The 2,264-nt window shown below is 56.4% G+C and carries 3 protein-coding genes; all 3 read left to right on the plus strand.

All coding sequences use genetic code 11. The features are described 5' to 3' along the window. Positions 1-144 precede the first annotated feature (144 nt). Complete coding sequence (locus PSI17_RS16540) at positions 145-1,038, plus strand: baseplate J/gp47 family protein (RefSeq protein WP_273553008.1); 894 nt, start codon at positions 145-147, stop codon at positions 1,036-1,038. After that, a complete protein-coding gene (locus PSI17_RS16545) occupies positions 1,031-1,639 on the plus strand; it encodes a phage tail protein I (RefSeq protein ID WP_273553009.1) in 609 nt (202 codons plus the stop codon). Before PSI17_RS16540 ends, PSI17_RS16545 begins: the two co-directional genes overlap by 8 nt. Beyond that, positions 1,636-2,264, plus strand: a 629-nt coding sequence (locus tag PSI17_RS16550) for a phage tail protein (RefSeq protein WP_443256045.1), incomplete at its 3' end; no start/stop codon positions are given. The genes PSI17_RS16545 and PSI17_RS16550, both read left to right, overlap by 4 nt.

A 2,264-nucleotide genomic window follows, 5' to 3' on the forward strand; every position in this document is an offset into this window, starting at 1 on the left:
CGCCATCCAGCAATGGGAACCTCGCATTATCCTGACGTCCATCACGGTGACTCAGGGTGCCGCCGGACAAACCACTGTCGATATTCACGGTTACTATCAGCCGTCACGCGCCCCGATCTCATTTTCTGTACCTGTGAGGTAACCATGCCAACCATCGATTTGAGCCAGTTGCCGCCGCCGGATGTGGTCGAGCCGCTGGAGTTTGAAACCCTGTTTGCTGAGCGAAAAACTCGACTCATTGCCCTGACCCCGCCGGAACAGCGCGAGGCCATCTCTCGTACATTAGCGCTGGAATCGGAACCCATCACCAAATTGCTACAGGAAAATGCCTATCGTGAATTGCTGTTGCGCCAGCGTATTAATGAAGCGGCTCGCGCGGCAATGGTTGCGTTTGCCAGGGGAGGCGATTTGGATCAGTTGGGCGCAAACAACAATATCAGTCGGTTGATATTGCAATCAGCCGATAATCAGGCGGTGCCGCCGGTGCCTGCCGTGCTGGAATCGGACGCCGATTTTCGGGTACGCATCCCGCAGGCGTTTGAGGGACTGAGCGTCGCTGGCCCGGTAGCAGCCTATGAATACCATGCCCGCAGTGCCGATGCGTCCGTGATCAGCCCGGCACCGGCCTATGTCACGGTCAGCATTTTATCCCGTGACGGGAACGGCGCAGCCAGTGATGAACTGATTACCATCGTGAGTCGCGCCCTGAATGACGAGGACGTGCGCCCCGTGGCGGATCGCCTGACCGTGCAATCCGCTGAGATTGTGAATTATGACATTGACGCCGTGCTGTACCTCTACCCGACGCCGGAGTATGAGCCGATATTGCAGGATGCGAAAGAGCGGCTGGCGCGCTATACCGCCGAACAGCACCGCATTGGCCGTGACATCGTGCGCAGTGCCATTTTTGCCGCCCTGCACGCGCCCGGCGTCCAACGTGTTGAGCTGAAAAAACCCACACGGGATATCATCCTGAGCAAAACACAGGCCAGTTTCTGTACACAGGCATACGTCACTATCGGGGGTTCGGATGAATAACCGCCTGTTGCCGGTCGGCTCGTCCCCGCTGGAAGTCGCTGCTGCCGCTGCATTATCCAGTCTGGCCGACATTCCCGTACCCATCCGCGATTTATGGAACCCGGATCGCTGTCCGGTGCGAATGCTGCCCTATCTGGCGTGGGCGTGGTCGGTTGACCGCTGGGACATGGACTGGCCGGAACAGGCCAAACGCGAGGCTATCCGGGCGTCGATGTTTGTGCATAAGCACAAGGGCACCATTGGCGCTATCCGGCGCGTGGTCGAGCCGTTCGGCTATCTGATCCGGGTGATTGAATGGTGGCAGACCAACGAAGCACCAGGCACTTTCCGGCTGGATATCGGGGTGATGGAAACCGGGATCACGGAAACCACCTATTACGAATTGGAACGGCTGATTTTTGATGCCAAACCCGCGTCACGCCATTTGGTTGGCATGTCCATTCAGTTGGAAACGAGTGGCACGGCCTATTGTGCCGTCACCAGTTATGACGGTGATGTGCTGACCGTCTACCCCTATGTACCTGAATTAATCACCGTGACCGGCGCGGATATCGTCGGGGCGGGGATACATGTTATTGATGATATGAGGATTAGATCATGACGAAATTTTTTGCCCTGCTAACCCGACTGGGGGCGGACAAACTGGCGAACGCCGCCGCACTGGGCACCAAACTGAATATTACCCATATGGCCGTAGGCGATGGGGGCGGAACATTACCCACACCGGACACGGCACAAACCAAACTGATTAACGAACGTCGCCGCGCCGCGATCAACGTCCTGAGCGTTGACCCGAAAAACACCAACCAGATTATTGCCGAGCAGGTTATCCCTGAAAGCGACGGCGGTTGGTGGATACGTGAAATTGGCCTTTTCGACAAAGATGGCATCCTGATTGCCGTGGGTAACTGCGCCGAAACCTACAAACCCCAATTGCAGGAAGGCTCCGGTCGTACCCAGACTATCCGCATGGTGCTGATTGTCAGCCATACTGATGCTGTCTCATTAAAGATTGACCCATCCGTGGTGCTGGCAACCCGCGAGTACGTGGATTCGCTGGTAACCGGTGCCATTACTGTTCATGAAAAGAGCCGCAACCATCCTGACGCAACCCTGAAAGAGAAGGGTTTTGTGATGCTCAGCAACGCAGTGGACAGCAACAGCGAAACGCAGGCGGCAACATCCAGAGCGGTTAAATCTGCCAACGATAATGCCAATAATCGCCT

It is taken from the genome of Xenorhabdus sp. IM139775, from assembly GCF_028598745.1.
Classification (GTDB): Bacteria; Pseudomonadota; Gammaproteobacteria; order Enterobacterales; family Enterobacteriaceae; genus Xenorhabdus.

What these genes read in the sequence shown, in the direction of transcription:
- PSI17_RS16545 (WP_273553009.1), top strand. Translation starts at nt 1,031, where the DNA reads ATGAATAACCGCCTGTTGCCGGTCGGCTCGTCCCCGCTGGAAGTCGCT.
- PSI17_RS16540 (WP_273553008.1), top strand. Translation starts at nt 145, where the DNA reads ATGCCAACCATCGATTTGAGCCAGTTGCCGCCGCCGGATGTGGTCGAG.